Source organism: Agromyces binzhouensis, from assembly GCF_042672355.1.
GTDB classification, from domain to species: domain Bacteria; phylum Actinomycetota; class Actinomycetes; order Actinomycetales; family Microbacteriaceae; genus Agromyces; species Agromyces binzhouensis.
This window is the reverse complement of sequence record NZ_JBHXVJ010000001.1, coordinates 498,178-523,948: the sequence shown is the minus strand read 5'-3', so window position 1 is coordinate 523,948 and position 25,771 is coordinate 498,178. Positions and strand designations below refer to the sequence as shown.

The following is a 25,771-nucleotide window of genomic DNA, read 5'->3' as shown; positions in this document are numbered from 1 at the left end:
AGTGTTCCTCGGATTTCATGCGCCTAGTATGACGCGGTGACTTCCCTGCTCCCCGCCGCCACCATCGCACCCCCGCGCGAGTGGTCCGCCGTGCTGTTCGACCTCGACGGCACCATCATCGACTCCGCGAGCGAGATCATGGACTCCCTCGCGCACATGTTCACCGAGATGGGCGCGCCCGTCCCCGATCAGGAGACGCTCCGCTCCTACGTCGGCCCGCCCCTGCTCGACAGCCTCCGCATGACCGCGGGCTTCAGCGACGTCGACGCCTGGGAGGCGCTCAACGTCTACCGCGACCACTACGACGACCACCTCCTGCACTCCCCGGTGTTCCCCGGCGTCGAGGGCGTGCTGCAGGCGATCCAGGCCGCAGGCCTCCCGATCGCACTCGCCACGAGCAAGCCCGAGTCGATGGCCCGCGCGGTCCTCGCGCACACCGGCCTCGACCGCTACTTCACGGTCGTCGCCGGCGCCAGCGACGACGAGGAGCGCAGCACGAAGGCCGACGTCGTCGCCGAGGCGCTGCGTCGACTGGACGAGCTCGGCCGCGACACGTCGGACGCCGTGATGATCGGCGACCGCGGGTACGACCTGCTCGGCGCCGCGGCGCACGGCGTGCCGACGATCATGGTCGAGTGGGGCTACGGCTCCCCCGCCGAGGCGACGGACGCCCTGGCCGTCGTGCACTCGGCCGACCAGCTGCGGGGCCTGCTCATCGGCTGACGGCCCGCCCGGCCACCCGGATCCCCTGCCGCACCGCAGGAGAGTCCGGCGCACGCGGGCTCGACGGCGACCGTCGACCCGATTCGCACGAAGCCCGATTCCGCCACGGATGCTTCGACGCACGTCGCGCGCATCGAAGCATCCGCCGCATTCAGCCCTTCAACGCGAGAAAACCTCGATAGCAACGATTCGGGTCAACTCCCTTCCGGAGCCTTCCCTCCGCCCCCATGCGGGGGGCAGGATGCCGGGTACGTCCGCCCACCGGCGGACGACGTTTCGTGTCCCGCGGTCACCGTCCGCGGGCACTCGGAGGGAGAAACATGCAAGGGAAGACCAGCCGCGCGCGTCGTCGCGTGGTTGCGACGATCCCCGTGCTCGCACTCGCGGCCGCCGGTTTGGCGACCGTTGGAACGAGCACGGCGACCGCCGCACCGGCACCGGTCATCGGTGCCGACGAGTACTACATGAACTACGCCGCACCACGGGCGGAGGCCGCGTTCGAGACCGGCGAGGCGCTCGACGCGACCGTCGACGGCGCCGCCGCGAAGGCCGGCACGGTCAGCGGCACGGTGGCCGAGCAGTCGGCCGCACTCGACAAGAAGTACGCCCAGGGCAACCCGGCCACGGCTCGCCAGCTCGCCAAGCTCGAGGCCAAGTCGATCGAGACCGGCAAGAGCCCGAAGGCGCTGAAGAAGGCGAAGTCGACGCAGGAGGCCAAGCTCCTGACGATCCTCGTCGAGTTCAACGACGAGGCGAACGACGACTTCACCGACGTCTACGTCCCCGAGTACTGGGGCGCCTCGACGTGCAAGCTCGGCGAGGTCGTGAACGGCCCGCTGCACAACAACATCCCGAACCCGGCGGACTACCCCGACCTCGACAACAACTCCATGTGGGTCGAGGACTTCTCCCCCGAGCACTTCGACAAGATGCTCTTCACGGACGAGGGCATCACCGAGCGGGTGCGCACCGACCTCACCGGCCCCGACGGCCAGCCCGGCTTCGACATCTCGGGCTACACGATGAAGTCGATGTACGAGGAGATGTCGCGCGGCGCCTACACCGTCACGGGTGAGGCGACCCAGTGGGTCACCCTTCCGCACTCCGAGGGCTGGTACGGCGCGACCACCTGCTACCAGAACGACGAGGGCGAGTGGGAGGCCGGCGCCTACCAGGGCATGCAGGGTCACCCCGAGAACCCGATCGGCGCCAACGCGCTGCCGATCCACGCGGTCGAGGCCCTCGCAGCGGCACAGCCGGACTTCCCCTGGGCCGACTACGACGTCGAGGACCAGTCCGACCGTGACGGCGACGGGAACTACTCCGAGCCCGACGGCGTGATCGACCACGTCGTGCTCGTGCACGCCGGCGAGGACAAGTCGGGCGGCGGCGGTGCCGAGGGCACCTACGCCATCTGGGCGCACTCCTCGGCCGTCGCGGGCGGGGCCGACATCCCCGGCACCGACCTCAAGCTGTCGAACTACATCGTGCAGCCCGAGGACTCGGGCGTCGGCGTGTTCGCGCACGAGTACGGCCACGACCTCGGCCTCCCCGACCTGTACGACGTCTCCGGCGCCGGCAGCTCCGACGTCGACTTCTGGGACCTCATGTCGTCGGGCTCGCACTCCGGCCCGATCTTCCAGTCGATGCCGACCCACATGGGCCTCTGGGACAAGTGGGTGCTCGGCTGGGCCGACCCCGAGGTCGTGAACCCCGGCGACGACACCCGGACCATCAAGGTCGGCCAGACGTCGCGCCCGAAGAAGGGCACCGAGGACGGCATCAAGGTCAACCTGCCCGACAAGGTGATCACCCTCGCGGACGCGCACAGCGGCGAGGAGATGTGGTACTCCGGCGCCGACCAGGACTGGGCGGACATCCGCCTCAGCCGTTCGGTCGACGTGCCCGCAGCGGCGGACGCGAAGTTCTGGATGTGGAACGACTACGTCATCGAGGCGGACTGGGACTACGGCTTCATCGAGGTCTCGACCGACGGCGGCGCCACCTGGGCGCAGCAGAAGGTCTACGACGAGGGCGGTGCCGAGGTCTCGACGAGTGACGCCTACGGCGACCCGAACAACCGCCTCTCCGACTACGGCGGGCTGAAGTACGGCCTCACCGGTGACACCCACGGCTGGGCGCACCACTACGTCGACCTGACGCCGTACGCCGGCACCACCGTGCAGCTGCGCCTCCGCCAGGCCACGGACGCGGCCTACCTCGACCGCGGCTGGTTCGCCGACGACTTCGAGCTCGTCGCCGACGGCGTCACCGTCTGGAGCGACGACGTCGAGAGCGGCGACAACGGCTGGACCCCGGAGGTGTCGACCTTCGTCGACACGACCGGACCCGGCTGGCGCATCGACACCGGCACCTCGGTGCAGGCGCAGTACTACCTGGTCGAGTGGCGCAACTTCGACGGCTTCGACGAGGGCCTGAAGTACGGGTACAACACCGTCTACAGCGACGGCGCCTGGAAGGTCGAGAAGGTGGCCTACAACGCGCCCGGTGCCCTCATCTGGTACCGCGACACGACGTACGGCAACTCGAACCAGATCATCTCGAACGAGTCGGCCCTGCCGAGCTACGGCGCGAAGGGCGGCCTGCTCGTCGTGGACAGCCACTTCGACCCGCTGCAGCGCACCGGCGCCGCGGCCGACGCCGACCCGACGACGCTGAACGTGATGCCCTCGCGTGCGCAGTCGTCGAACGCGGCGTTCGGCCTCACCGGGACGCACCCGTTCACGGAGTGCTTCACGGTCGCCGGATCGGACACCGAGTACTGCACCGAGATCCCGTCCCTGCCCGCGGTGAGCACCTTCACCGACGACCAGGGCTGGGTGCCCGGCTTCGCCGTCAGCGACACCGGTTCGCTGTACTACCGCGACCGCGACGCCTCGGTGGTCGTCCCGTCGGTGGGCAACGCGCCGTACTCGGTGCCGCTGTACCACTTCGACGGCTCGCCGGCGACGGAGTACTACGGCCTCGACATCGGGCTCGGCCCGTTCGGCTCGGGCAACCCGGCCGACGACGGCGTGGGCTACGGCACCGTCATCTCGGTGAAGAAGGCCCTGTCCGGCAACACCGCAGCGCTGATCGAGGTCACCCCGCCGTCGGCGGGCTGATCGCGGCAGCCTGAACCGGCGAGGCGCCGGCCCCCTCGTGGGGTCGGCGCCTCGTCGCGTGCGGGGGTGGCCGACGGGCTCAGTCGCGACCGAGTGCCGCGGGCGCGAGAAGTCCGTCGAGCAGGCGCTCGATCCCCCAGGCGAACCGGGAGGCGGGATCGTCCGCGAGCTCGCGCGTGTGATCGCCGAGCGGGAACGTCTCGGCGTCGTCCCAGAGCGTCGCGGATGCCGCGGTCGCGGGCGTCCCGTCGGCGGGCGTGGACCCCTCGACCGCGCGCTCCTCGTCGGCGGCGTCGAACGCCACCGCACCGAGCACGTGCACGCGCACGGCGTGCGTCGCGCGTCCCGCCTCGACGGGGTCGAGTCCCGCATCGGCGAACGTCGCGAGCAGGCGCTCGTCGATGCGCCTCGCGTTGGGCCCGTCGAGCGGGGTCGCGAGGAGCAGGCCCACCGCCCCGGGCCGTTCGACGAGGATCGAGCGCAGGCCCTCGGCGAGTGCGACGACGCGATCGCGGGCGGGCGGCGCGGCCGGGACATCCGCTTCGCCGGTGTCGAGGCGGCCGAGCAGCTGCTCGACCATGCCGGCGAGCAGCGCGCCCTTGTTGGGGTAGTACGTGTACATCGCCGTCGGCGTCAGCCCGAGCACGCCGGCGACGCCGCGGACGGAGACCGCATCGAACCCCTTCGTCTCGAGCAGCTCGAATGCGGCGTCGAGGATCTCCGCGTGCGTGAGGCTGCGTCGGGGTCCGGGTCTCATGGGGCCTTCCGTAGGGGACTCGACACACCGTACAGTGTTGCGGCCGACCCCGAGCGCGTGGACGCGGACGCGAACGCGTGCCACGCTGGACGCGAGCGGCGGGGCGACGCACGCCTCACGCCGGACGAGGAGGTCGAGCGCATGACGCAGCCGGAGGCCGCACGGATCACGGTCGTGGGCGACGCCCTGATCGACGAGCTGCGGGACCCCTCGGGATCGCGCGAGTTCGTCGGCGGCGCCGCCCTCAACGTCGCGGTCGGGCTCGCGCTGCTCGGCGAGCAGGTCACGCTCGTGGCGATGCTCGGCGACGACGAACCCGCCTCCCGCATCCGCGCCTTCCTCGACGACTACGGCGTGCGGCTCGTCGAGAGCCCCTCGGCGCTCGGCACGTCCCGCGCCGTCTCCGACCGCAGCGAGGGCGGCGAACCGCGCTACGTGTTCAACGACGCCGCGCAGCACCGTCGACTCTCCTTCGACGCCGCGACGCGCGAGGCGCTCGGCGAGGCCGACCTCGTCGTCGTGAGCTGCTATCCGTTCGACGACGCCGAGCAGGTCGACGCGCTGCTCGACGCGGTGAACGATCCCGAGCAGCGGCTCATCGTCGACGGCAACCCGCGCGCGGGCATGCTCCACGACCGCGAGGCGTTCCTCGCCGCCTTCGAGCGCGTCGCGTCGCGGTCGCTGCTCGTGAAGGCCGGCGACGAGGACGCGGAACTGCTCGCACGCGAGCCCCTCGACGCATTCGTGCGACGACTCCGCTCGGGTGGACCCGGACGACCCGCGGTGCTCGCCACGGCCGGTCGGCACGGGGCCGACGTCCACCACGGCGACCTCGCCGTCCACGTCGACATCGTCGACCTCCCCGGCCGGGTCGTCGACACGATGGGAGCGGGCGATGCGACGCTCGCGGCGATCGTCCACCACGTCGCCCGAGACGGCATGCCGGCCGACCGGGAGGCCTGGGCGGCGGCGCTCGACGAGGCGATGACCATCGCCGCCGCGACCGTCCGCCACGAGGGCGCGCTGCTCCGCACCGGGTCGCCGTCACCGCAGCTCGGGAGCTGACCCGCCGAACGGGGGTCTTGCGTGCGTGCCGGGGCGGGGTCGTAGACTCGCCCCAACCGCTGATGGCGACATCGGCACGGTGCGCACCCCCGATCGGCGCTCCGCCCCAGAGAACTCCGATCTCGGCACCATGCCACGCCGGAGGCGAGCCGAAGCCCCCGGCGCGCGCCACGAGACCCGCGTCGGTCGCCACGCGCCGACCCGCGCGAACGGCGCGACGAGAGGAGTGGCAGTGCCCGATGCCGCCGGCGGCCATCCGGCCACCTCGCCGCTCGCGCTCCCCGTCGTCGCCACCCCGACCGACGACCAGCTGATCGCGTCGGCGCGGGCGGGCGACGGCTTCGCCGTGACGCGGCTCTGGCATCGGCACGAGCCTGCGGCGATCGCCGCCGCCGCGTCGACGCCGGGTTCGGCCGAGGTCGAGTTCGTCGTCGAGAGCGCCGCGGCGCGGTTCTCCGCGTCGATCCTGGCCCCTGCCGCACCCGTCGGCGCGATGCGGCCGCACGTCCTCGCGGCGGTGCGCGAGGCCGCCGCCGCCGCCGACGGCCGTGGCGGGACCACCCTCGACCAGGTACCGGCCCTCGCGGCGCCGCACGAGTGGTACGCGACGGACCTCCCGGCCGGCCTCGGCGACGGCGAGGCGCTCGCGGTCGCCTACACGTCGCTCCGCACCGCCGCGCAGGAGGCGCTCTGGCTCACCGAGATCGACGGTCTCCCGTCGGTCGAGCTCGCCGCCGAGCTCGGGCTCACGCCCGCTGAGACGCACGCGCTCGTCGCCACCGCGCACGAGGGCATCCGCGATGCCTGGATCCGACAGCGCGCCGCCGTCGTCCCCGCGGGCGGCGACTGCGACGGCGCACTCGCCGAGCTCGGTGCCACGGGCGCCCGGGGTCGGCGGATTCCGGCTCGGGTCCGGGCGCACGTCGAGACCTGCGACGGATGCCGCGCGGCGGCATTGCCCGCGGCGGACCTGGCCCACCGACTGGTCGGGCTAATCCCGCTGCTCGTGCTCGGCGGCGCCTCCGGCGTCGCGTTCCTCGAGGCCACGCGTGCGGGCTCGTCGGCGGCCGTGATGGCGCCGATCCCGGCGCTCGAGGGGCACCGCACCGCCCTCGCCGCGATGACCGCCGGCGCAACCGCCGGGACCGCGGCCGCCGCGACCTCCGGTGCGTCACCTGCGAGCGCCGCCTCGAGCGGATTCGCGGCGGGCGTCGCACGGCTCGTCCGTTCCGTCTCGCACGTGCCGCGCCATGCCCTCCTCGCCACCTCGGCGACGCTGGCGGCCGCGGCCGCGGCGGTCGTGGTGGTCGCCGCCGTCTCCGGCGGCACCCCGGGTCTCGGCGCGCTCGACTCCGCCACCGGCGCCGATGGCGGTGCGGCCGACATCTCGGCGGCGCCGCCCGGAATGGCTCCGCCCGAGATCGTCTCGACGGACCTGCCCGGCGATCCGGGTCCGACCCCCGACACCGGCGAAGTCCCGACCCCGCCGGAAGCGGCTGCACCGGACGCCGCGTCGCCTGATGGTTCCGGCTCGCCGGGCGCCGGAGCGTCGCCGGGTGCCGATGACCCCACGGCCGGCCCGGAACCCGCCGCTCCGCCTCAGCCCGAACCTGGGAGCCCACCGGCTCCGGCGCCCGGGGACGGCGTGACGAACCCGGTCGCCGATCCGCAACCCTCCGCCGGGCTGTCGTTCACGGTCGGCGAACCGGGAGACGCGGGCTGGCGGCCGCTCGCGGTCACCGGCCCGCCGGGTGCGGAGTTCACCATCTTCGACGACGGGACCGTCCTGATCCAGGGCGTGCTGGACGGCACCGGCACCGCGAACTTCGCCGTCCGCGGGTCGGTCAACGACCTGACGATCGGATACAGCTCGACCTCGGTGACGGCGGGGGGATCCGGATCGACCGGCGGCACGAGCGCGAAATCGTCCGGCACGTCCGGCCCCGGACGAGGTGGCGGAACACACGACTGAGCACGCCGGACTGAGGAACCCCGTTCCCCGGCGTCCCTTCCGGAGGTTAGACTTCCACTTCGCATATCACGACGAGTGGGAGCAGCACGTGGGGGACCTGGACACCGAGAGGACGACCGGCGGCGCGCCCGGGATCAGCCGCCGAACGATCACGAAGGCGGCCGCGTGGAGTGTTCCCGCGATTCTCGTCGCTGCGCCGGCTCCCGCCTATGCCGCAAGCCCAGGAGGCGTGTCATCCGCGTCCGTCGTCGGCAGCTGCGCCGGCACGGGCGCGAACGGCACGATCAGCGTCACCCTTCCCGACCTTCCCGAGGGCGCGGTGGTCCAGATCACCCTCAGCCACTCCGGCCAGGGCAGCTTCACTGCAACGCCGAACTTCACGCCCACCAGCCAGACCGGCACGTCGTACGTGGTCACGGGTACCGGTGCGACCTTCGTGGGTCAGTTCACGATCCAGTTCATCCTCGGCAACAACCAGCAGGGCACCGTGACGGCGACCGTGCAGGCGGTCTCGGGAGTGACCGTCGAGGGCGACACCTCGGGCTTCGTCACGAAGCGACGCGATGGCGGCAGCCAGAACTACAACCAGTGCTCGGCGGGCTGACACGCTGACCCGCTGAGCCCGGCGGCGGCTATTCCGCCCGGCCAGCGTCGTCGGGCAGGATCGGCTCGACCGCGTCGGCGTGCCGTGCCGAGATGGCACGCGCCTTGCGCGTCGCGACCTCGATCAGGACGAGCAGCGCGGCGACCGCGAGCACGCTGAGGAGCGCGGCGACCGGGTCGCGCTGCGCGGCCTGGATGATCGCGTTGACCGTCGCGAGCCCGAGGACCCCGTAGAGCGTCGCCCACATCGCCCCGCCGACGACGAGCGCGGGGATGTACTTGACGAGCGGCATCCGCAGCACGCCGGCGGCGAGGTTCACCGCGGTCTGGAACCCGACGGTGAGGAACGACAGGGCCACGACCGGGGCGCCGAACCGCTCGATCACGGCCTCGGCGCGCGCGAGCTGCGGCGCCATCCGCCCGCGTCGTTCGATCAGTCGCTTGACGCCGGCCCGCGAGCCCCGACCGAGGGCGTAGGTGCCGCCGGCGCGCAGCAGCACGATCAGGAACAGCACGCCGATCGCCGCCGGAAGGGGCCAGCCCTCGAAGATCTCCACCGCACCGCCTGTCGCCGTCGTCGACCGCCGGGGGCGGCGACCGCCGCCCGGACGTCGCGGTCGTGGGTACGCCCCGAGTCTATCGTCGCGGTCCCTTCCGAGCCGGGCCGGGCGCCGATACTGTCGGTCCCGAACCTGTGGAGGGACCATCATGACGCGCAACCCGGTCAAGCTCATCTCCGAGGGCTTCTCGCCCGTCCCGTCGCTGGAGGCGTACGACGGCGTGCGGGTCTCGTCGGTCGACGAGTTCGGCGGCGGCACCGGTGGCGCCGAACTCGACGCGATCGGCGTGCTCGTCTTCGACGAGGGGGATCTGCCCGAGGGCATCGGCCTCGACCGGGACGCGCTCGGGCGGGCGGGCTTCGAGGCGAAGGCGGGCCAGACGCTCATGCTGCCGCAACCCGGACGCAGCCTGATCATCGTCGTGGGCGGCGGCCCCGAGGCCGAGGCGACGGATGCCACGCTCCGCGATGCGGGAGCGGCCTTCGTCCGGGCCGTCAAGAAGGCGGCGACGGTCGGGCTGCGCGTGCCCTCGATCGGGTCGACGGATGCCGCGGCCGCGGCGCGTGGGCTCACCGAGGGCGTGCTGCTCGGCCGGTACCGCTACGACGCCCTCAAGGCCGAGGCGCGCGAGCCCGCGCTCGAGCGCGTCGAGCTCCGTCTCGACGGGGTGGACGCGGAGGCGGCATCCGCCGGCATCGCCGAGGGCCTCGTCGCGGCGCGCGCGACGGCCATCGCACGCGACCTGGCGAACACGCCGCCCAGCCACCTCACGGCCACCGACCTCGGCGAGGTCGCCGAGCTGCTCGGCGGGCGGTTCGGGTTCGACGTCGAGGTGTTCGACCGCGAGCAGCTCATCGAGCTCGGTTGCGGGGGCATCCTCGGCGTCAACGCGGCGAGCGCGGAGGAGCCGCGCATGATCGTCCTGAACTTCCTGCCCGAGGGCACCGCGACGGGCCATCTCGGACTCGTGGGCAAGGGCATCATGTACGACTCGGGCGGCATCAGCCTGAAGCCGAGCGATCCGATGCACCTCCTCATGAAGATGGACATGGGCGGCGCCGCGGCGGTGCTGGGCGCGTTCACGGCGCTCCGCGACCTCGGAACCACCGCGCGCGTGACGGGCTGGCTCATGTGCACCGACAACATGCCGTCGGGGTCCGCGTACAAGCTCGGCGACGTCCTCACGGCCCGCGGCGGGAAGACCGTCGAGGTCAAGAACACCGACGCCGAGGGTCGGCTCGTCATGATGGACGGCCTCGTCCTCGCGACCGAGGAGGGCGTCGACGCGATCGTCGACATCGCGACGCTCACGGGCAGCGCGCTGCGCGCGCTCGGCGAGACGCATTCCGTCGTGCTCGGCACGAGCCAGCCGCTGATCGACCGACTGGTCGACGCGGGCGACGCGATCGACGAGGCGACGTGGCAGTTCCCCCTCGTGCGCAAGTACCGCAAGCTCATGGACTCGGACGTCGCCGACATCGCGAACCTCGGCGGCGCGAACGCCGGCGCCACCACGGCCGCCCTGTTCCTCGCCGAGTTCGTCGGCGACACTCCGTGGGCGCACCTCGACATCGCCGGGACCATGAACGCCGACGCCGACGACGCGTGGCGCTCGAAGGGCGCGACCGGGTACGGAGTTCGCCTGCTCATCGAGCTGGCGCGGGGGTTCACCCCGGTCGACTGACGGATGCCGCGGGCGACGGGCGCTCGCGGTGGCGTCCAGCCGTCAGATCGAGGGCTCGGCGTGCGTCTCGACCCAGTCCAGCAGCGGCTCCACGGCCCGCCACACACGATCGACGTCGCCCATCGTGGCCTCGGGCGGGAGGGTGCCGAGGCCGGCGAAGTGCGTCATCCGCAGCAGCTCGATGCGCGGGTGCTCGCGATCGAACCCGCGCGGCGCGGTCTTCAGGAACGGGCCGGCGAGTTCGAGCCCGCGCTCCTCGAGCGACCGGACGATCGCGTCGAGCTCGGCGGCAGCCGGGCCGTCCGCCGCGATGGCCTCGCGTGCGCGCTGCAACTGGGCGCGAGACGGTTCGTAGAGCCCTCCCCCGGCGTGCAGTCCCTCCGCGGAGACCGACACGTAGACGCCGCCGACCCGGCCGGCGGTCATCGCGCCGTTGAGCTTGTACGGGGACTTGTCGGCACTGAAGCGGACGTCGCGGTTCGGCCGGAACACCTTCGCCGGACCGTAGCGCTCCCCCGCGATCGCGGCGAGCCGTTCGAGCGGCAGCCGGACGTGGCGCTCGTAGTCGGCGCGGTGCGCCTGCCACCAGTCGCGCGAGTTGTGCGCTTCGAGCTCGACGTAGAACGCGAACGCCTCCGGCCCGAACAGTCGCTCGTCGGACGCGAACGGGTCACCGGGGGCGGCGGATCCTGCCGCTGGACGACCGGCGGTCATGATGCGCCCGGTCAGTCGACCGCGGTCCGGCCGGCCTCGGCGCCCGGCCCGCGGCCGCGGCTCGCGCCGTCGGGAAGGGCGGCCTCGATCGCGGCGATGATCGCCGGGTCGTCGGGCACCGTGGTCGGACGGAACCGACGGACCTCGCCGTCGGGGAGGACGAGGAACTTCTCGAAGTTCCAGACGACGCGGCCGGCCCTGCCGGAGGCATCCGCCGTCTGCTTCAACTCGGTGTAGAGCGGGTGCTCGCTGCGGCCGTTGACCTTCACGCGGTCGAGGATCGGGAAGGTGATGCCCCACGTGGACCGGCAGTACTCGCTGATCGCGTCGTTGGAGGAGAGCTCCTGCAGGAACTGGTTGCTCGGGAAGCCGAGCACCGTGAAGCCGCGGTCTGCGAACCTGCGCTGGAGCTCCTCGAGCTGCTCGTACTGCGGGGCGAGCCCGCACCGCGATGCGACGTTCACGACGAGCCTGACCTGGCCGGCCCAGTCGCCCAGCGTGCGGGTCTCGCCGGACATCGTGCGGAACGGGATCGTCTCGAGCTCGGTCATGCGTCGCTGCTCCTCGGTTCGGTCCGTCCACGGTAGCGCGGTGGGCTGGGAGGCGCCTCGGCAGTCGGCGTTCGCGGGGCGCGCGGACGTCGCGTCAGCGGGTCGCGCGGGCCAGGTAGACCGCCTCGGTGCGACTCGACGCCCCGAGCTTGCGGAGGATGGCGGAGACGTGCACGCTCGCGGTCTTGCCGCTGATGTACAGCCGCTCGCCGATCTGCCGGTTGCTGAGGCCCTCGGCGATGAGGTCGAGCACCTGGCGTTCGCGCGCGGTGAGCTCGGCGACCGCATCGGCCGGTTCGTCCGCTCCGGCCACGCCCGCGGCGCCCTGCCGGGTGTCGTGGTGCGTCGCGCCGTCGAGCGCGAGTCCCGCCTGCATCGCGACGCGCGCGGTGCGCGTCTGCACGGCCGTGACGCCGCCGTCGACCGCGCCGTCGAACGCCTCCTGGAGCGTGTCGCGCGCGCCCTGGCGATCGCCCGCCTCGAGGAGCGCCTCGCCCAGCCGAAGCAGGGCGTACGGCCTGAGGAACCGGGGGGCCGTCTCGGCCGTGGCGCGCTCGGCGGCCTCCCGCCACGCGGCATCCGTCGGGGTCAGCTCGGCGTCGACGAACGCCTTCCAGATCGGGTGCGTCGGCCAGAACGACAGCCGCACCATCAGCGCTCGCAGGTCGGACTCCGCACCCAGGATCTCGGCGGCCTCGGCCTCGGAGACCCGCGCCGGGTCGGCGCGCACCGCGGCGATCACCCGCGCGAGCGCCCAGAGCATGGGCTCGGCGTAGCCGGCGAGCGGCAGCACCTGCTCGTGCAGCACCCCTCGCCCGTCGCGCCACGCCTGCGACAGGTCGCCGACGGCGAGCCCGATCTCGACCGCGACGCGCCCGACGGCGAGTCGGGTCTGCATCTCGACCTGCATCACGGGCGCCATCGCCGGTCGGAGCTGGCGGAAGGTCTCCGCAGCGCGTTCGGCGTCGCCTCGCCAGACCAGCGCCCAGAGCTTCGCCCGCTCGAGGTAGGTGCGGACCGGACCGGGCGGGTCGAGCGCGAGCGCACGCTCGATGAGGGCGTCGGCGCGCTCCCACTCGCCGAGGGCGAACAGCGGGTCGACCGCGTTCGAGGCGAGGATCACGCCCGAACTGCGCTCGACGCCCTGAGCCCGCGCGCGGGCGAGCCCCTCCTCGGCGAGCCTGACGGCCTCGGGGAAGTCGCCGACGAGGTAGCGGAGGTCGGACGCGTTCACCCAGTACCGGAGCAGGGCGGCGCCGTCTCCGTCGGCGAGCTCGCGCGCCCGCTCGATGTCGACGAGCGCGCGGTCGACCTCGCCGCGCGAGGCGCGGCTGACCGCGCTGATGTTCATCGCGACCGAGGCGTAGCGTGCGGAGCCGATGGCGCTCGCGAGCTCGTGCGCGGCGTCGGCCATCTCGACGGACTCGTCGATGCGCGCCTCGATCATGAGCCGCCCGGCGAGCCCGGTCATGATGGTGGCCCGGACCTCGTCGGCGCCCTCGTCGGGGATCGCGGCGAGCGCCTCCTCGAGCATGGCGATCGAGCCGCCGCGGCCCATGTTGGCCTGGTAGAGCGCCTTGTCCCGCAGCAGCCTGGGGTACTGCGGGTCGCTCCGCGGGCACTCGGCGAGCGCCAGCTTCACCAGCGCGAGGCTGCGCTCGCCCTCGCCGGCGTGCCGCAGCTGCGAGGCGGTGCGGCCCATCAGCTCGAGCTTGGTCATCCCCGCGATCCGCTCGGCGTCGGGCACCGTCTCCCACAGCTCCAGGGCGCGCTCGCCGAGCTGCGCCGACGTCGCATAGGCGACCGCGGCGCGCGCCTCGCGCATGGCCTGGATCGTCGCGGGGAAGGCCCGCACGGGGTCGCGGGCGCCCAGCCAGTGGTACGAGATCTCGGCGGCGAGGCGACGCCCGCCCGCGGCGGCCACGGCCTGCGCCTCGTACGCCTCGGCGTACCGTGCGTGGAACCGGGCGCGCTCGCCCGGGAGCAGGTCGGCGAGGATCGCCTCGCGGACGAGGGCGTGCCGGAAGGCGTAGTCGTCGCCGTCGATCACGAGGACGCCGTAGGTGACGGCCTCGCGGGCGGCCGCCTCGAGCTCCTCGTCGCCGCCCCGGTACACCGCGGCGAGCAGGGCGTGCGGCACCCGCACCCCGCCGGTCGAGAGCAGCCGAAGCAGCTCCTGCGTGTCGTCGGTGAGCCGCTCGTAGCGGGCGAGCAGCAGGTCGCGGAGCGTCCCGGGCACGAAGCCCTCGTCGCGGCATCCGTCGATGCCCACGAGCTCCTCGACGAAGAAGGGGACGCCGTCGCTGCGGCGGAAGACCGTCTCGAGCACGCGGTCGCTCGGAGCCTCGTCGACGATGAGGGTGCCCACGAGCGCGCGGACCTCGGTCTCGTTCAGGCGGCCGAGCTCGCGTCGCTCGACCCAGCGGTCGCGCTCGATCTCGGACAGGAACCCGCGGAGCGGGTGGCCGCGCGTGACGTCGTCGCTGCGGTAGGTCAGCACCACGAGGAGGCGACTCGAGCCGAGCGAGCGCAGCAGGAACCGCAGCAGCGCGAGCGTCGCGGCATCCACCCAGTGCAGGTCCTCGATGACGAGGACGATCGGCAGGTCGCGCGAGAGGGTCTCGAGCAGCACCGCGACGGCCTCGTGCAGCTGGCCGCTCCCGGCTCCGCCGGGCGTGATCACGACCTCGCCGATCGTCGGGGCGTCGGATGCCGCCAGCTCGGGCAGCAGCGCGATGAGCGCTGCCCGGCCCGGGCCGACGGCCTCGAGCGCGCGCTCCGCGCCGACCCGGGCGACGAGCTGCCGGAGCGCGCCCTTCACCGGCGCGTAGGGTGCCGCGACGTCGCCGAGGTCGACGCACTGGCCGACGATGAGACGCACGTCGGCCCCGAGCCCCGACATGAACTCGGACACGAGCCGGGACTTGCCGATGCCCGCCTCGCCGCCGATCACGGCGGTCGCGGGCGTGCCGGCGCGCACGGCATCGAGGAGGCCGTTGAGCCACTCGAGCTCGGCGTCGCGGGCGATCATCGTGGGGCTCGACGAAGAGCTGGTCACACCCATATCGTCCCACGCGCCCACGACAACGGCGCCGGCCCCATCGGGCCGACGCCGTGACGCGGCGTCCGCGGATCCGGAGGCGTCCGCTGCTGCGCGCGCCCCGCCGCCGCGGGTGATCGGGATCACCGTGCGAACTGCGGCAGGTGGAAGCGGCGGTGCGGCGCACGGACGCGACGGGCGCCGCGACCGACGGCGGGCGACTCGGCCTCGCGCTCGGCCGCGGCCTGCGCGTGCGCGATCCGCTGCTCGGCGCCGAGGAGGTTCACCTCGTGCACCTGCTGTGCGACGAATCCTGCTGAGTAGTCCATGGTCTCCTCCTGGTCCGGCTGATGATCCGAGACTCCTCCCTGAGGTGGTCCGGGTTCATCGGGAGATGTCCCTATTTCCGTGGTGCGGGGCCGCTGAGGTGGCCTCAGGGCCCCGCTCGGTCGGATGCGGACGTCCGGGTCGATCCGACCTCAGTGCGACAGGGTGGGCATGCGGTGGTAGCCGTCCCTGCGGAACTGGATCACCGACGCGATCACGGCCCCAGCCGTGACGAGCCCGAGCACGAGCAGCGTTGCGAACATCACGCACCTCCTTCCGTATCGTTTGCGTGGTCTCTTCCGGCTCACCGCGCCCGGTCGCGGACCGGTGCGATGGCATGATGGTGCTCCCTGAGGAGGCGGGCGCCCATCGGCGGATCGGCGTATCTCCGTCGGCCGCCCCGCCCCTGAGGCACCTCAGGCGGCCGATTCGGACGCCTCGTCGAGCGTGGCCGCCGGCGAGGACCGCGTCGCCAGCGCGAGCACCGAATCCGGTACGGGCGTGCCCTCAGGGGTCAGCCCCGAGGCGATCGGCACCCCCCAGCGCCGTTCGAGCGGCACGACGCCCGCCCAGGCCGCGTGGTCCTCGCCGTCGCCCTCCTCCTCCGACGGACCGCCGCTCCGCTGCTTCATGACCACGTCGTCGAGCGCCAGGCGGAGCACGCGCGTCGCGGCGACCTCCTTGCGCCGCACGCCCCGCACCTCGGCCGTGCGGCCCGGCATGAGCCGCTCGGACAACGCGAGCAGCGCGGCATCCGCCTCGTCATCGGGCACCGTCTCGAGCACCCCCTGCACGGTCGCGCTGCGGTAGTTCATCGAGCTGTCGAACAGCGATCGCGCGTAGACGAGGCCGTCGACCGCCGTCACGGCGAAGGCGACGGGTGTGCGGGCGGATGCCGCGCGGAGCGCGAACCCGCCCCCGGTGGAGCCGTGCAGCACGAGGTGCTCGCCGACGCGCGCGTAGCCCATCGGGACGACGACCGGCGCGTCGCCGGCGACGACCGCCAGGTGCCCGACGAGCTCGGCATCGAGGAGCTCGTGGAGCGCGAAGCGGTCGACCGTCTCGCGGTCGGGCAGGCGGCGGATGCGACGGGCGGGAGCGCCGGGGCCGGCGGCGGGGCTCTGGGCGGTGGTCATGCGACCAGTGTGCGCGTGCTGCTGGTATGGTGAGCAGACCAGTTCTCGTTCACTCGACCAGTCCAGTGGAGGATGCGATGGACGGACCGCTGCTCACGATCGACCGAAGCGACGACCGACCGCTCGGCGTGCAGCTCGTCGACGGACTCCGGCGCGGCATCCTCGCCGGGACGCTGCGGACCGGCGATCCGCTGCCGTCGACGAGGGCGCTCGCGGCCGAGCTCGGCGTCGCACGCAGCTCGGTCGTCGCCGCCTACGACCAGCTCGCCGGCGAGGGCTACCTCGAGGTGCGCCAGGGCGCGCCGACCCGCGTCGCACCGCTCGCCACGCCCCCGGCGCCGGAGCCCGCCCCCGCGGTCGCCGGTCCCGGGTCGACGGTCGATGCGCGTGCGGAGGTCGCCGGACCCGCAGGAACCGTCATCACCGAGCGGGGCGCGGCGCTCGACCTGCGGCCCGGCCGGCCGTCGACCGCGAGGCTCGACGAGCGCGCATGGCGCGCGGCCTGGCGCGCCGCGGCGCGCGACACCGTGCCCGACGACACCGCGCCCGACTTCGGCTCGCCCCGCCTCCGCGCCGAGATCGCCGAGCACCTGCGACACGCCCGCGGCGTGACCTGCTCACCCGACGACGTCGTCGTCACCGCAGGCACCAGCGACGCCGTCGCGCTCCTCGCGACCGCGCTGCGGATCCTCGTCGACGGCACCCCGCGGGTCGCCGTCGAGCACCCCGGGTACCCGTCGGCACGTCGCGTGCTCGTGCGGCGCGGCGCGCTCGAGACCGTCCCCGTGCCCGTGGACCGCGACGGCATCGAGGTCGACGCGCTCCGCGGCATCCGCCCCGCACCGCACGCCGTGCTCGTGACCCCGAGCCACCAGTACCCGCTCGGCGGGCGGCTGCCCGTCGCGACGCGCCTGGCGCTGCTCGACTGGGCCGAGGCATCCGACGCGCTCGTCTTCGAGGACGACTACGACAGCGAGTTCCGCCACGTCGGTCCACCGCTGCCCGCGCTCGCCTCGCTCGACCGCACGGGCCACGCCGTGCTCATCGGCAGCTTCTCGAAGGTGCTCACGCCGTGGCTGCGGCTCGGCTACCTCGTGCTGCCCGCGAACCCGGCGCTGCGCGAGGCCGTCGCCGCCGTCCGCGACGACGAGACCTGCCCCGTGCCGGGCATCGCGCAGGCGGCCGCGGCCGAACTGCTCGCGACCGGCGCGGTGCGGCGGCACATCGCCGCGGCCAAGCGCGACTACGCGCACCGCCGAACGCTCGTCATCGAGGCGCTGGACGGCATCGACGGCGCCCCGCTCTCCGGGCTCGACGGCGGCCTGCACGCCGTGGTCGGACTGCCGTCCCCCTCGGCCTCGGCGCGCGTCGTCGCCCGGCTCGCCGACGACGGGATCCTCGTCGCGCCGCTCGCCGAGTACTCGGCCGTGCCGGGCGAGGGCCCGTCCGGGATCGTGCTCGGCTACGCGTCGCCGCCCGACTCCCGGCTCGCGGACGCGCTCGCCCGAGTGCGGGCGGTCGTCGAGGCGGCGTAGCGTTGACCCCGTGCTGACTCCTCCGGTGACCGAGAAGCGACCGACCGAACGCACCCACCACGGCGACGTGGTGATCGACCACTACGAGTGGTTGCGCGACAAGGACGACCCGGCGGTCATCGCCCACCTGGAGGAGGAGAACGCCTACACGAAGGCGAGGACCCGGCACCTCGCGCTCCTCCAGGAGCAGGTGTTCGAGGAGATCAAGGACCGCACCAAGGAGACCGACCTCAGCGTCCCCACCCGCGAGGGCGACTGGTGGTACTACTCGCGCACGGTCGAGGGGCTGCAGTACGGCATCCACTGCCGCGTGCCGGCGCGAGCGGCCGACGACTGGGAACCGCCCGCCATCCCCGAGGACGGCTCACCGCTGCCCGGCGAGCAGGTGCTGCTCGACGACAACGTCGAGGCCGAGGGCCACGAGTTCTTCTCGCTCGGCAGCTTCGACGTCACCGCCGACGGCTCGACGCTGCTCTACGGCGTCGACGTCGAGGGCGACGAGCGGTACACGATCCGCCTGCGCGACCTCGGCGGCTCGGGTCGCGAGTTCGACGACGAGATCCCCGGCACCGCCGCGGGCGCGCTGTTCGACCAGAGCGGGCGCTACGTCTTCTACACGACCGTCGACGACGCGTGGCGGCCCGACACGGTCTGGCGGCACGAGGTCGGCACGCCCGCATCGGCCGACGCGAAGGTCTTCCACGAGCCCGACGAGCGCTTCTGGCTCGGCGTCGGCCTCACCCGCAGCCGCCGCTACCTCGTGCTCGAGGCCGGGTCGCACGTCACGAGCGAGTCGTGGCTGCTCGACGCCGACGACCCGACCGGGGAGTTCCGCGTCGTCTGGCCCCGACGGGACGGCGTCGAGTACGACGTCGAGCACGTCGTCGCGGGCGGCAGGGACCGGCTCCTCGTCATCCACAACGAGGGCGACGCGGTGAACTTCGAGCTCGTGAGCGTCGCGGCCGACGACCCGCAGGGCGACCGGCGGGTGCTGCTCCCCCACGACCCGCGGATCCGGATCGAGGCGGCCCACGGCTTCCGCGACTTCGTCGCGCTCGAGTACCGGCGCGACGGGCTGCCGCGCGTGGCGATCGCGAAGGTGCCGCCGCAGGGCATCCCCGCCGACGCGACGCCCGACGACACGCTCCACGAGCTCGCCTTCGACGAGGAGCTCGCCAGCGCCGGCGTCGGCGCGAACCCCGACTGGGCCCAGCCGTCGCTGCGGATCGGCTACGGGAGCTTCGTGACGCCGTCGATGGTGATCGACGTCGACGTGGCATCCGGCACCCGCACGGTGCGCAAGCAGCAGCCCGTGCTCGGCGACTACCACCCCGAGCGATACGCCCAGAAGCGCGAATGGGCGACGGCGCCGGATGGCACCAAGGTCCCGATCTCGCTCGTCTACCGGCACGACCTCGTCACGCTCGGCGAGCCGGCGCCGACGCTCCTCTACGGCTACGGCTCGTACGAGCACGCGATCGACCCGGCCTTCGGGATCCCGCGGCTCTCGCTCCTCGACCGCGGCATGGTGTTCGCGATCGCGCACGTGCGCGGCGGCGGCGAGATGGGCCGGCTCTGGTACGAGCACGGCAAGAAGCTGCACAAGAAGCACACCTTCACCGACTTCATCGCCGCGGCCGAGCACCTCGTCGACCGCGACGTCACCACGCCCGACCACCTCGTCGCGCAGGGCGGGTCGGCCGGCGGCCTGCTCATGGGCGCGGTCGCGAACCTCGCGCCGCGGCTCTTCGCGGGGATCGTCGCCGAGGTGCCGTTCGTCGACCCGCTGACCTCGATCCTCGACCCGTCGCTCCCGCTGACCGTCATCGAGTGGGACGAGTGGGGCAACCCGCTCGACGACCCCGAGGTGTACGCGTACATGAAGTCGTACTCGCCCGTCGAGAACGTGCACGCCGTGGGCTACCCGCGGATCCTCGCGATCACGTCGCTGAACGACACGCGCGTGCTCTACGTCGAACCGGCGAAGTGGGTCGCGCGCCTCCGCGAGGTGGGCGCCGACCCGCTCCTCAAGATCGAGATGGCGGCGGGCCACGGGGGCGTCTCGGGTCGGTACGCGGCCTGGCGCGAGCGTGCGTTCGCGAACGCCTGGATCATCGACGCGGCGGGGGCGCACCCGAGCGGGGAGTAGCCGACGCCTGAACAGGGGTCGCGGATGTCGGCGGCCGGGCCCAGACTGACCGTCATGTCGTTCGTCACCGAACTGAGTGAGCGGATGCCCCGGCGCGTGCACGCGCCCGGCACCCCCGAGTACGAGGCCGGCGCCCACGTCTTCGCCGGCCAGGGCACGCCCGATGCGGTCGTGCGCCCGACCTCCGCCGCCGAGGTCGCCGAGGCGGTGCGCTCCGCCGCGGCGGCAGGCGTCCCCCTGACCGTCCGCTCGGGCGGGCACGGGTCCCCGCCTGCCGCGGCGGGCGGCGTCATGATCGACCTCTCCGCGCTCTCCTCGATCGAGGTCGCGGGCGACGGGCTCGTCCACGTGGGCGCAGGGGCCCACTGGGGCGACGTCGCGGCGACGCTCGCACCCCACGGCCTCGGCGTCACCTCCGGCGACACGCGCGACGTCGGCGTCGGCGGACTCACCCTCGGCGGCGGCATCGGGTGGCTGGTCCGCACGCACGGGCTGACGATCGACGTCCTCCGCCGGGTCGAGTTCGTGACCGCCGCGGGCGAGGTGCTCGAGGTCGACGCCGAGTCGCACCCCGACCTCTTCTGGGCGGTGCGCGGCGGCGGCGGCAACTTCGGCGTCGCGACGCGGTTCACCTACCAGGCGGCGCACGTCGAGGGCCTCGTCGGCGGTCGGGTGATGTTCGACCAGTCCGACGCGCGCGCGGTGCTCGGAGCCTGGCGCGACGTCATGCGCGACGGCCCCGACGAGCTCAACTCGACGCTCATGGTCATGCCGCCGCTCATGCCCGAGATGCCTGCCGGTCCCCAGCTCGTGGTCGCGCTGCAGGGCTCCGAGGAGGAGCTCCGGCGCCTGCTCCAGCCACTGCTCTCGTTGCCGTCGGTCACGCACGTCTCGCTGGCACCGGTGGGCTACGGCGACCTGCTCGAGGACGCCCCGCCCGGCGAGCCGCCGTTCGAGCTCGTCGGCGGCAACGGCTTCGTGCCCGACCTCTCCGACGCCGCGCTCGATGCGTTCGCCGCGACGCTCGACCACGAGATCCACACGATGCTGCTGCTCCGCGCGCTCGGCGGGGCGTTCTCGCGGGTGCCGACGGATGCCACGGCCGTCGCCCAGCGCGACGGGCAGGCGCTCTTCGCGGTGAACCGGCTGGTTCCGGCTGACGCGGCCCCCGAGACGGTCGCGGCGGCACACGACGGCATCGACGCCGCGATGGCATTCACGAACGGCCGCTACTCGAACTTCACGCCCGAGTTCGGGGCCGACATCGTGACCGAGATCTTCCCGCCCGAGACGCTCGCGCGCCTGCGAGCGATCAAGCGCGAGTTCGACCCCGGCGACGTGTTCCGGGCCAGCCACCACATCACGCCGTAGCGCGACGCTGCGAGGCGCGGGTCAGCCGACCGGCGGATCCTCGTGCAGGTCGACGTCGGCCGGCACGAACGCCCACCCCGTGAAGCGCACCTCGAGGCCGGCGCGGGTCGGCGCGCACACCATCGGGCCGGCGGTCGCGGCATCCGCATCGAACGGGGCCACCCGGATGGTGCGCCACGGCCCGTCGCCCGCGCGCGCCCGCAGCGTCACCGCATCGCCGTCGACGCCGGAGCGGCTCGCCCGCACGGTCACGACCTCGCCCGCCCACTCGGGCACCGGGGCGAGCGACCAGTCGGACACCCGATTCGTGACGACCGCACCGACGTGGAGGACGTCGTCGTTCACCTCGAGGCCCGCCTTGATCCAGAGCTCGTCGCCGCCGCGGAGGAAGAGTCCCGCCTGGTCGTACAGGCCCGTGAGCGTCGACGTGTCGACGGTGACCTCGACCGCGGCATCCGCCGGCCACGGACCGAGCAGCGCGTGGCCGTCGTCGTGCACGAAGCCGTACTGGGTCGTCCGCCAGAAGTCGCTGCCCTCGGCGGCCACGACGACGATCCCGTCGCCGTCCGTTCGGACGTCGAGGGGGTCGCGGGTCCAGATCCCCGCGTCCCACGGAGCGGCGGATCCGTCGGAAGCTGCGTCGGTCATGCGAGCAACGCTATCCCCAGCGGACGTCAGCGCGCCGCGGCCGCGAGCAGCCGGTCGAATCCACGGTCGGAGAGGACGCGGCGGGCCGCGATGAGCGGCTTGGCCATGCGCCCGACGGCGTAGCGGGTGCGCGGTCGACGCACCGAGACGGCCCGTGAGACGGCGTCGGAGATCACCGTGGGCGAGGAGCTCCCGAGTTCGCCCCCGCTCCGCGCGACCACCGCCTGCGCCAACGGCGCGTACGCGCCGCGACCGCTCCGTTCGAGGAGCGTGCCGGCCATGATGCCCGACCACTCGGTGTCGATGAGCCCGGGCTGGACGATGATCACGTCGATCCCGAATCGGGCGACCTCGTAGCGCAGCGCGTCGGACCATGCCTCGAGCGCGTGCTTGGTCGCGTGGTAGTACGCGCCGAGGGGCGTGTAGATCTCGCCGCCGACGGACGAGATGTTCACGATGCGACCCGACTCCTGCGCGCGCATGTGCGGCAGCACGAGCTGGGTGAGACGGGCGACGCCGAAGAAGTTGACGTCGAACTGGTAGCGCACGTCGTCCATCGACGTGTCTTCGACGGCGCCGTAGAGCCCGAAGCCCGCGTTGTTCACGAGCACGTCGATGCGGCCGGTCTCTGCGATCACGCGGTCGACCGCCGCGACGACCTGGTCGTCCACGGTGACGTCCATGCCGATGATGCGGATGCCGGATGACTCGAGGTCGCGCATGCGGTCGACGCGGCGGGCCGCGCCGTACACCGTGTACCCGTCGGCCGCGAGCTTGAGGGCGATCTCACGGCCCATGCCCGACGAGGCGCCGGTGACGAGTGCGGTCTTGACCATGATGGATCCTCCATGTAAGTAACTGGTTGCTTACTCACGCTACGCGAGGGTGCGGTACGATGTCAACAACTACTTACTTACTTCTCGGCGACACGCCGATCGGTCCGGCGCACGACGCATGGGCCGGCGGGAACGAAGGGGGACGAACCGTGGTCAGGGATGCCGCTCAGACCCGTCGTCGCATCCTCGCCGCGGCGCTCACCGAGTTCGCCGAGGGCGGGTTCGCCGGTGCTCGCATCGCCGGGATCTCCGAGGCGGCCGGAGCCAACCAGCGCATGATCTATGCCTACTTCGGCAGCAAGGAGGGCCTGTACGACGCGGTCGTCGACGAGGTCATCGAGCGCGTGCACGCCGAGGTGCCCTTCGAGCCCGACGACCTGCCCGCCTACGCAGTCGCACTGTTCGACTATGCCGTCGGCAACCCCGAGGTCGTCCGGTTCCAGGCGCGTCGCACGCTCGATGCACGCGAGGCCACGGCGCGCGAGCTGGAACTCTACGGCGAGAAGCTCGACGCGATCCGGCGGGTGCAGCAGGCCGGTGGGCTGCCGACCGGCGAGTCGCCCGCCGAGCTCCTCGTCGGGGTCACCGGGGCCGTGGCCGCCTGGCTGCAGGCGCCGACGGGGCTGCGACCGTCGCTCCGGGGCATCGACATGCGGGAGCGCGTCCGCCACGACGTCGAGGCTCTCGTTGCGCCGGCCCCCGCTGACGTCGCCCGCGACTGACTCGCGGCGGGATCGTCCGGTGCCATCCGCCATTCGCGGCTGTCGTCGGTCGGTGCGGGTGCGCGGCCCCGCGCACCCGCCGAAATCGACGACGGTGGTGCTCGCTCGGGTCGGCTTCAGACGTCGACACCACTCGCCACCTCCCGCATCGACGCCAGCCGCCGTTCGCGCATCGCGAGCCAGAGCGGGAACGTGAACGCGAACGCCGTCAGCGCCGACCCGACGATGTACGCCCATGCGAAGCGCATCCCGAGTCGGCGCGACTCGGCGACGATCAGGATGCTGCCCGCCACCGCGACCACGAGCAGGTCGGTCGTGATCGACGACACCGCCGGGCCGCTCGAGACGAGGTCGCCGATGAAGTCGTTCCGCTCGGCGATCGCGATCGCGTTGTACGTCCAGGTGCCGACGAGGCCCGCGATGGCGGCCACGAGGTACACGACGGCGAGCGGGGTCCAGTGACGGGTCATGCGCCCAGTGTGCCGGGCCGGGCGGCTCGAGCGACGGATGCCGCGGGGGCGCGTCAGTACTCGGGGATCGCCTCGACGGCGCGCTGCGCCTCGAGCCGCGCGAGGTCGCGCATGAGATCGCCGCCCACGTCGGACATGCGCTCGGCGCGGTGCTCCGCGTAGTCGGGCTCCTCGTCGTAGCGCGGCCAACGCCGGTCGAGTTCCTGCTCGATCGCGGAGCCGAGCTCCTGCCAGGCGTCGTCGCGCGCGCGCTCGACGAAGTGCGCGACGTAGGCGTCGTCCGACCGCTTGGTCCAGAGATCCTTCGCGACCGAGGCGTAGACCTTCTCGCGGCGGCGGAGGTTCAGGAGGTCGTCGCGGTGGTAGTCGTGCTGGTGCTGCGAGCGGCCCTCGCGCTTGCCGGCGACGGCGCGCTCGTCGGCCACGTGCTCCGCGGCCTCGTCGGCCTCCTGCACCAGTTCGTACAGCACCGCTCGTGCCTCGGCTGCGGCGTGCTCGTCGGAGAACGGCTCGTCGGTGCGGAGCGCGTGCACGATCAGGCGGTTCTTCAGCGCCATGCGCCCGGCCGACTCGGCCATGAGCATGCCCTCCTCGAGCATCTCGTCGAACGATGCGAGGCGCGCCTCGGGCAGCCGCGAGCGGTCGAACGGCGCCATCTTGACCCGGCCGCGTCGACGCCACGGCCACGGGAATCCGCCCATCCGCACCTCCTCGCCTCGCCCCTTCGAGGGTACCGAGGTCGAGGTGAACGGATGCCGCGAGCTCGCGCCTCGCGGGCCCGCCGACCTACGCGTCCGGATCGAACCCGGGCGTCCGGCCGTCGCGGCCGACGTACTTGACCACCAGGCTGCAGTCCAGGTCGCCGTAGCCCTCCTCGATGAGGCGGCTGAACCGCTCCATGGCGAGCCGGCCCGCGGCCAGGTCGAGCCCGGCGGCCTCGCCGGCCTCGAGCGCGTACGAGAGGTCCTTCTCGGCCAGGCGCGTGGTAAACGTCGCGTCGAAGTTGCGGTTCGCCGGGCTCGTCGGCACGACGCCGGGCACCGGGTACCAGGTGCGCAACGGCCACGAGTCGCCCGACGACACGGTCGCGATGTCGTGGAACACCGTCGGGTCGAGCCCGAGCGCCTCCGCGAGCCGCGCGCCCTCCGACGAGGCCTGCAGCGTGATGAAGAGCATGAGGTTGTTCGCGAGCTTCGCGGCGATGCCGGCCGTCGGCCCGCCGACGACGAACACGTGCCCGGCCATGGGCGTCACGAGCCCGGCCGCGTCACCGGTCGCGGCCTCCTCGCCGCCGAGCATGAACGTCAGCGTTCCGGGCTGCGCACCGGCGATCCCGCCCGAGACGGGTGCATCGACGAAGCGGATGCCGCGGGCCTCCGCCGCGTCGTGGCAGGCGCGCGACGTGGCGACGTCCACCGTCGACGTGTCGAGCACGAGGGCGTCGGGCCGCACGACGTCGAAGACGCCGACCCGGCCGCCCGCTCCTCCGATGAGCACGTCGCGCGAGTGCTCGGACCTCGGCAGCGACGTGAACACCGCGTCCGCATCGCGCACCGCCGCCGCGGCATCCGGCACCACCCGCACGCCCGTGCCCGCCGCGCGCTCGGCCATGCCCGCGTCGACGTCGAAGCCCATGACCTCGTGTCCCGCCTCGACGAGGTGGGCGGCCATCGGCCCGCCCATGTGCCCGAGCCCGATCCACCCGATCACGGCCATCGCGTCCTCCTCGACGTCGCGGACGGCTCCGTGCCGCACCCGCTCCCCACGCTACGACGCCCGGCGC

General features: G+C 73.1%; 22 protein-coding genes. 10 read left to right on the top strand and 12 right to left on the bottom strand.

Features of this window, described 5'->3' with window-relative positions; translation table 11 throughout:
• The first annotated feature begins 36 nt into the window (after positions 1–36).
• Positions 37–723: an HAD hydrolase-like protein gene (locus tag ACFVHK_RS02545; RefSeq protein ID WP_376927439.1), complete on the top strand. Its 687-nt coding sequence runs from the start codon at positions 37–39 to the stop codon at positions 721–723.
• A gap of 353 nt (positions 724–1,076) precedes the next feature.
• Positions 1,077–3,848, top strand: coding sequence for an immune inhibitor A domain-containing protein (locus ACFVHK_RS02540; protein WP_376927438.1), 2,772 nt, complete (start codon positions 1,077–1,079; stop codon positions 3,846–3,848).
• 79 nt (positions 3,849–3,927) lie between these two features.
• Here the strand turns inward: ACFVHK_RS02540 and ACFVHK_RS02535 are convergent, their stop codons facing one another.
• The gene (locus ACFVHK_RS02535; RefSeq protein ID WP_376927437.1) at positions 3,928–4,605 is read right to left on the bottom strand and encodes a TetR/AcrR family transcriptional regulator; all 678 of its coding nucleotides are present in this window, start codon (positions 4,603–4,605) and stop codon (positions 3,928–3,930) included.
• A gap of 141 nt (positions 4,606–4,746) precedes the next feature.
• Here ACFVHK_RS02535 and ACFVHK_RS02530 point away from each other — a divergent pair, with 141 nt between their 5' ends.
• The 3 genes from ACFVHK_RS02530 to ACFVHK_RS02520 all read left to right on the top strand — a co-directional run bounded on the left by ACFVHK_RS02530 (position 4,747) and on the right by ACFVHK_RS02520 (position 8,246).
• A complete protein-coding gene (locus ACFVHK_RS02530) occupies positions 4,747–5,670 on the top strand; it encodes a carbohydrate kinase family protein (protein ID WP_376927436.1) in 924 nt (307 codons plus the stop codon).
• 232 nt (positions 5,671–5,902) lie between these two features.
• Positions 5,903–7,642: a hypothetical protein gene (locus ACFVHK_RS02525; protein ID WP_376927435.1), complete on the top strand. Its 1,740-nt coding sequence runs from the start codon at positions 5,903–5,905 to the stop codon at positions 7,640–7,642.
• A 229-nt stretch (positions 7,643–7,871) separates the two neighbouring features.
• Entirely contained in the window at positions 7,872–8,246 is a 375-nt protein-coding gene (locus ACFVHK_RS02520) for a hypothetical protein (protein WP_376927434.1), read from the top strand.
• A gap of 28 nt (positions 8,247–8,274) precedes the next feature.
• Here the strand turns inward: ACFVHK_RS02520 and ACFVHK_RS02515 are convergent, their stop codons facing one another.
• Positions 8,275–8,802: a DedA family protein gene (locus tag ACFVHK_RS02515; RefSeq protein WP_376927433.1), complete on the bottom strand. Its 528-nt coding sequence runs from the start codon at positions 8,800–8,802 to the stop codon at positions 8,275–8,277.
• A gap of 151 nt (positions 8,803–8,953) precedes the next feature.
• Between ACFVHK_RS02515 and ACFVHK_RS02510 the strand changes: the two genes are divergently transcribed.
• Positions 8,954–10,489 carry a leucyl aminopeptidase gene (locus tag ACFVHK_RS02510; RefSeq protein ID WP_376927432.1) on the top strand — a complete coding sequence of 512 codons (1,536 nt, stop codon included), beginning with the start codon at positions 8,954–8,956 and terminating at the stop codon, positions 10,487–10,489.
• 42 nt (positions 10,490–10,531) lie between these two features.
• On the opposite strand, the gene ACFVHK_RS02505 is transcribed toward ACFVHK_RS02510, so the two are convergent.
• The 5 genes from ACFVHK_RS02505 to ACFVHK_RS02485 form a co-directional block, all read right to left on the bottom strand.
• Positions 10,532–11,203, bottom strand: a complete 672-nt coding sequence (locus ACFVHK_RS02505) for a DUF2461 domain-containing protein (RefSeq protein ID WP_376927431.1) — start codon at positions 11,201–11,203, stop codon at positions 10,532–10,534.
• A gap of 11 nt (positions 11,204–11,214) precedes the next feature.
• Complete coding sequence (locus ACFVHK_RS02500; RefSeq protein WP_376927430.1) at positions 11,215–11,754, bottom strand: glutathione peroxidase; 540 nt, start codon at positions 11,752–11,754, stop codon at positions 11,215–11,217.
• A gap of 94 nt (positions 11,755–11,848) precedes the next feature.
• Positions 11,849–14,812, bottom strand: coding sequence for a helix-turn-helix transcriptional regulator (locus tag ACFVHK_RS02495; protein WP_376927429.1), 2,964 nt, complete (start codon positions 14,810–14,812; stop codon positions 11,849–11,851).
• A 125-nt stretch (positions 14,813–14,937) separates the two neighbouring features.
• Positions 14,938–15,123 (bottom strand): hypothetical protein, encoded by a 186-nt coding sequence (locus ACFVHK_RS02490; protein ID WP_376927428.1) that lies wholly within the window; start codon positions 15,121–15,123, stop codon positions 14,938–14,940.
• A 414-nt stretch (positions 15,124–15,537) separates the two neighbouring features.
• Positions 15,538–16,257, bottom strand: a complete 720-nt coding sequence (locus tag ACFVHK_RS02485; protein WP_376927427.1) for a pyridoxamine 5'-phosphate oxidase family protein — start codon at positions 16,255–16,257, stop codon at positions 15,538–15,540.
• A 77-nt stretch (positions 16,258–16,334) separates the two neighbouring features.
• Here ACFVHK_RS02485 and pdxR point away from each other — a divergent pair, with 77 nt between their 5' ends.
• From pdxR to ACFVHK_RS02470, 3 genes are read left to right on the top strand one after another with little or no spacing between them, the layout of a single operon-like run.
• On the top strand, positions 16,335–17,792 hold the full coding sequence (gene pdxR / locus ACFVHK_RS02480; protein ID WP_376927426.1) for a MocR-like pyridoxine biosynthesis transcription factor PdxR: 1,458 nt from the start codon (positions 16,335–16,337) through the stop codon (positions 17,790–17,792).
• Positions 17,793–17,802: 10 nt separating this feature from the next.
• On the top strand, positions 17,803–19,941 hold the full coding sequence (locus ACFVHK_RS02475) for a S9 family peptidase (RefSeq protein WP_376927425.1): 2,139 nt from the start codon (positions 17,803–17,805) through the stop codon (positions 19,939–19,941).
• Positions 19,942–19,995: 54 nt separating this feature from the next.
• Positions 19,996–21,312 carry an FAD-binding oxidoreductase gene (locus ACFVHK_RS02470; protein WP_376927424.1) on the top strand — a complete coding sequence of 439 codons (1,317 nt, stop codon included), beginning with the start codon at positions 19,996–19,998 and terminating at the stop codon, positions 21,310–21,312.
• A gap of 21 nt (positions 21,313–21,333) precedes the next feature.
• Here the strand turns inward: ACFVHK_RS02470 and ACFVHK_RS02465 are convergent, their stop codons facing one another.
• Together ACFVHK_RS02465 and ACFVHK_RS02460 are read right to left on the bottom strand one after the other, a co-directional pair.
• Complete coding sequence (locus ACFVHK_RS02465; protein WP_376927423.1) at positions 21,334–21,960, bottom strand: DUF1349 domain-containing protein; 627 nt, start codon at positions 21,958–21,960, stop codon at positions 21,334–21,336.
• 26 nt (positions 21,961–21,986) lie between these two features.
• Positions 21,987–22,796: an oxidoreductase gene (locus ACFVHK_RS02460; RefSeq protein WP_207207069.1), complete on the bottom strand. Its 810-nt coding sequence runs from the start codon at positions 22,794–22,796 to the stop codon at positions 21,987–21,989.
• Positions 22,797–22,945: 149 nt separating this feature from the next.
• Here ACFVHK_RS02460 and ACFVHK_RS02455 point away from each other — a divergent pair, with 149 nt between their 5' ends.
• The gene (locus ACFVHK_RS02455) at positions 22,946–23,518 is read left to right on the top strand and encodes a TetR/AcrR family transcriptional regulator (RefSeq protein ID WP_376927422.1); all 573 of its coding nucleotides are present in this window, start codon (positions 22,946–22,948) and stop codon (positions 23,516–23,518) included.
• 116 nt (positions 23,519–23,634) lie between these two features.
• Here ACFVHK_RS02455 and ACFVHK_RS02450 read toward each other — a convergent pair whose 3' ends face one another.
• From ACFVHK_RS02450 to ACFVHK_RS02440, 3 genes are all read right to left on the bottom strand, one after another.
• On the bottom strand, positions 23,635–23,988 hold the full coding sequence (locus ACFVHK_RS02450) for a DUF2834 domain-containing protein (RefSeq protein ID WP_376927421.1): 354 nt from the start codon (positions 23,986–23,988) through the stop codon (positions 23,635–23,637).
• A gap of 53 nt (positions 23,989–24,041) precedes the next feature.
• A complete protein-coding gene (locus tag ACFVHK_RS02445) occupies positions 24,042–24,689 on the bottom strand; it encodes a hypothetical protein (RefSeq protein ID WP_376927420.1) in 648 nt (215 codons plus the stop codon).
• An 85-nt stretch (positions 24,690–24,774) separates the two neighbouring features.
• Complete coding sequence (locus ACFVHK_RS02440) at positions 24,775–25,743, bottom strand: NAD(P)-dependent oxidoreductase (protein WP_376927419.1); 969 nt, start codon at positions 25,741–25,743, stop codon at positions 24,775–24,777.
• Between the last annotated feature and the right edge of the window lie 28 nt (positions 25,744–25,771).

Coding starts and splice junctions, on each gene's coding strand:
- ACFVHK_RS02510 (WP_376927432.1), top strand. CDS start 8,954: ATGACGCGCAACCCGGTCAAGCTCATCTCCGAGGGCTTCTCGCCCGTC.
- ACFVHK_RS02490 (WP_376927428.1), bottom strand. CDS start 15,123: ATGGACTACTCAGCAGGATTCGTCGCACAGCAGGTGCACGAGGTGAAC.
- ACFVHK_RS02460 (WP_207207069.1), bottom strand. CDS start 22,796: ATGGTCAAGACCGCACTCGTCACCGGCGCCTCGTCGGGCATGGGCCGT.
- pdxR (WP_376927426.1), top strand. CDS start 16,335: ATGGACGGACCGCTGCTCACGATCGACCGAAGCGACGACCGACCGCTC.
- ACFVHK_RS02465 (WP_376927423.1), bottom strand. CDS start 21,960: ATGACCGACGCAGCTTCCGACGGATCCGCCGCTCCGTGGGACGCGGGG.
- ACFVHK_RS02450 (WP_376927421.1), bottom strand. CDS start 23,988: ATGACCCGTCACTGGACCCCGCTCGCCGTCGTGTACCTCGTGGCCGCC.
- ACFVHK_RS02470 (WP_376927424.1), top strand. CDS start 19,996: ATGTCGTTCGTCACCGAACTGAGTGAGCGGATGCCCCGGCGCGTGCAC.
- ACFVHK_RS02530 (WP_376927436.1), top strand. CDS start 4,747: ATGACGCAGCCGGAGGCCGCACGGATCACGGTCGTGGGCGACGCCCTG.
- ACFVHK_RS02500 (WP_376927430.1), bottom strand. CDS start 11,754: ATGACCGAGCTCGAGACGATCCCGTTCCGCACGATGTCCGGCGAGACC.
- ACFVHK_RS02535 (WP_376927437.1), bottom strand. CDS start 4,605: ATGAGACCCGGACCCCGACGCAGCCTCACGCACGCGGAGATCCTCGAC.
- ACFVHK_RS02445 (WP_376927420.1), bottom strand. CDS start 24,689: ATGGGCGGATTCCCGTGGCCGTGGCGTCGACGCGGCCGGGTCAAGATG.
- ACFVHK_RS02505 (WP_376927431.1), bottom strand. CDS start 11,203: ATGACCGCCGGTCGTCCAGCGGCAGGATCCGCCGCCCCCGGTGACCCG.
- ACFVHK_RS02485 (WP_376927427.1), bottom strand. CDS start 16,257: ATGACCACCGCCCAGAGCCCCGCCGCCGGCCCCGGCGCTCCCGCCCGT.